This window comes from Acinetobacter sp. Q186-3, assembly GCF_013420655.1.
GTDB classification, from domain to species: Bacteria; Pseudomonadota; Gammaproteobacteria; order Pseudomonadales; family Moraxellaceae; genus Acinetobacter; species Acinetobacter indicus.
The window spans coordinates 1-3,155 of sequence record NZ_VOXS01000043.1; the positions used below are offsets into that span (position 1 = coordinate 1).

A 3,155-nucleotide genomic window follows, 5' to 3' on the forward strand; every position below is an offset into this window, starting at 1 on the left:
TTTTGATTCCTTTAGCAAATTCTGCTGCAAGGTCTTTTAGTTTTTGTTCGTTCATCATGTTGCCTGACTCCGTTGTGAATATGAACATAGCAAATTCAGGCAATTACACAATTTAATTTACAGTCTCCTCTAAAGCTAAGGCGATTATCTCTACCAGATAGAATCCGCTCTAAAAATTGTCCTAGAAAGTCACTGGGCTGGGTATACACCCAGTGAAGTTGTCTCTGATTTTTATACTGTTGTACTTGTCGCTTGAATCCGCCAAGTTCTACCAATAAAATCTCACATATAACGCAAACCAGATAATGTCATAACCTTTTGAGCAGGCGTAGCACTCCCACCACTGCTCCCATTATTTAGTATTACGTTAACATGACCATTTAATTTAGTTACACCTTTTCCTGTAAAAGTTAAATTACCCTTAATATTGATTACTCCTGTACCATTAAACTTACCTGAAGAAGATGTACCTCCTCCACCACCAATACCCATAATATTTCCATAAAGGCTCATAGGACTGTTATTTTTAACCTCAAAAGTTATGATTTTATCACTGAAGAACAAAATATTTGAAATTTTAGTTCGTTCTGTATCTATTGTTTTAAGTGTTCCCGTCGTATCGCAATATTGTGTCGGTATACCAGTTGCACTCGAGCCACATATTCTAGCTTTTTTTGTAGTCAAATCTGTACTAGATTCCAAATAATAATGATAAGGTGCATAAGCCTTACCAGCCCCCCCTTGGTTAGTAGTAATAACTTGCATATCTCCAGTTGCAATGATTGTGTTCACTAAATCACGAGAGGACTTTAGATTAATATCAACCTCTCCCTCAAACCACAGTACGCCTGCTGGAATTGCTGAACTGGCAGCATCAATTGTCCATTTTTTACTAGCCCCACTACCGCTAACCGTAATACCAGAAATACTACTGCAAGTTACTGGTTCTGTTTCAGTATTATAAATACTAGCGCCATATAAATTATTTTTAGCGCACTTGCCATTTGCATAAAAAATATAATTTGAAGATGGACGCAACTCCTCAGCGGTTAAAAAAGTTGTTGGCTGGTAAGGCTTCACTGTAAAACCTGTTCCATCCAAAAAATCTTCTACTGTATAATAATTATTACCATTACCCTTAACGATACCGCTACCTTTTCCCGCATCTCCTACCTGTATCGTCTGATTACCCTGTAGATTTCTCTCGTGGCCTACTTCTAACCCCCCAGCAAAGATTGAACCATCAAAAGCCCCTCCTCCTGTCGTTATCTCTGTATAAATTGCCCGAACCACGGAAGAAGCACCGCCGCTTTTTGCGGTTATGTCATAACAAAAATATTGGGTACCACCTGCTTCGGCAGGACAATCGGTAGTTACTTTTTTATAAGTCGCTGTCAGAGTGGTGCCATCCTTTATCTCACCATTATCGATTTGATCAATCTGTGTAGCATTCAAAGTTTCTAAAAGACCAGATAAAGCCTGATACCCAATCGCCGACTTAATCTGCGCCTGCGTTTGTGCATGAGTTGTCAGTGAACTATCTTGCAAACTCCGTACAGAAGTGACCATACCGATAACCAAAGTGGTTAAGGCAAGACCAATCAATAGAATAAGCAAAATAGAAGCAAACCCAGCCTGTTTATGCATTTGTCTACTATTCACAGGGAAACGCATAGTTCGAAAAACTTGATGATTACACATATTAAACGCTCCCTTAGGTAGTCACATTAAATAAACAGGTTGAATTACTTAGAGCAGATAATGTAGAACTGGTACTGGTGGCATAAATATTGGCTTTTACTTCTACATAATACTTACCACCAGATGCCGTTGCCGTCGTGTTCGTTACACCAAAAGGTGTGCAAATATCAGAACCTGTTAATTTAGTCACTCTCAGCGATATGTTTCCTACACCTGAATTCACAGTACTCGGCATATCAGGAGCAGTGGAAATTAACGTTTGTGAAGGTGTGGTGGTTGGAGAGGTAGGAAGTGCTAACGTCGTACAGCTATATCCTGCACCACCTGTACCAAGATAATAAATTAAACTCTTACCTGTGGATTTTAATGCTTGGCAATTACCACTTGATAATTTCCATACGATTGCAGCAGCATCAGTATTTAAAGCCGTTGCTGTACCTCCGGTGTCGTAGGCTTGAATTAACTTATCACTGCTATTCCCATAAGAATCTGTAGGTGCAGTCATGTTATAACCCACTCCCTGCAAAATACGGTCAGCAACAATCAAGCCTTTCATAATATTGGCATCAATGCTGGCACCGCGTGTCGTTTCAGCAGAGACATACCCCAAAGAAACATAAGCTCTTAATATCGCTAAAATAATAACCAAAGATATGGTTAGCGCAACCATAATCTCAATCAGTGACATACCCTGCTGTTTTTTTATTGTACTACTCATTTGACCTACCTTCAGGGAGAAATAACCGATTTAACAGGGATAAATGAATTATCGTTATCATCGAGAACGTATATAGAAGGAGACTGGACAGTTACGCTTGCTGAATAGGCTGTGCCTGCGCCTGGGCTTGGTGGATTACTAGTAACAGATGCATTTACTGTATAGTTAGTTGAAATCAAAGTGCATGGTGTTGTGACACTTGTACCATTAATTGTAATGCTACTCGTATTAACACAGCTTGAAGTATCTGCCTTCACTGCAATCTGGCGCATTTTGTTAATGGTCTGAATTTGAATGTTACCATCCCTCTGCACAACAGCCGTACGCGCAGCAATATAAGCACCACCTAAACCAATAATCGCCATTAATAGTAAAGAAATCAGCACTTCGATCAGTGTAATACCGGCCTGATGCTGATATTTAGAACTGTGCTGTAACTGTAACATTAGAAATTCCTGAGCGAGATATTGTATAGCCACCAGTACAAGTTGTATCTATGAGTGCAGCATTGTTATTTAACTGAATAGCTGTACAAGAAGAACCAGAAGGAGCATTTAACGTTATCGAGACAGCCGCAGGATATTTTGTACTCCATAAAACAGTACTGTCAGAGACTGTAAATTAAATTGTGTAATTGCCTGAATTTGCTATGTTCATATTCACAACGGAGTCAGGCAACATGATGAACGAACAAAAACTAAAAGACCTTGCAGCAGAATTTGCTAAAGGAATCAAA

At 39.3% G+C, this 3,155-nt stretch carries 3 protein-coding genes; all 3 read right to left on the reverse strand.

The window, feature by feature from the left end; translation table 11 throughout:
- Positions 1-282 precede the first annotated feature (282 nt).
- Genes FTT64_RS14250 through FTT64_RS14260 form a run of 3 tightly spaced genes read right to left on the reverse strand, consistent with a single transcriptional unit; the run spans position 283 to position 2,865 of the window.
- A complete protein-coding gene (locus FTT64_RS14250; RefSeq protein WP_180182515.1) occupies positions 283-1,701 on the reverse strand; it encodes a hypothetical protein in 1,419 nt (472 codons plus the stop codon).
- 13 nt (positions 1,702-1,714) lie between these two features.
- On the reverse strand, positions 1,715-2,419 hold the full coding sequence (locus FTT64_RS14255; RefSeq protein WP_180182514.1) for a prepilin-type N-terminal cleavage/methylation domain-containing protein: 705 nt from the start codon (positions 2,417-2,419) through the stop codon (positions 1,715-1,717).
- Between the two features lie 11 nt (positions 2,420-2,430).
- The gene (locus FTT64_RS14260; RefSeq protein ID WP_180182513.1) at positions 2,431-2,865 is read right to left on the reverse strand and encodes a type II secretion system protein J; all 435 of its coding nucleotides are present in this window, start codon (positions 2,863-2,865) and stop codon (positions 2,431-2,433) included.
- Positions 2,866-3,155 lie beyond the last annotated feature (290 nt).

What these genes read in the sequence shown, in the direction of transcription:
- FTT64_RS14255 (WP_180182514.1), bottom strand. Translation starts at nt 2,419, where the DNA reads ATGAGTAGTACAATAAAAAAACAGCAGGGTATGTCACTGATTGAGATT.
- FTT64_RS14250 (WP_180182515.1), bottom strand. Translation starts at nt 1,701, where the DNA reads ATGTGTAATCATCAAGTTTTTCGAACTATGCGTTTCCCTGTGAATAGT.
- FTT64_RS14260 (WP_180182513.1), bottom strand. Translation starts at nt 2,865, where the DNA reads ATGTTACAGTTACAGCACAGTTCTAAATATCAGCATCAGGCCGGTATT.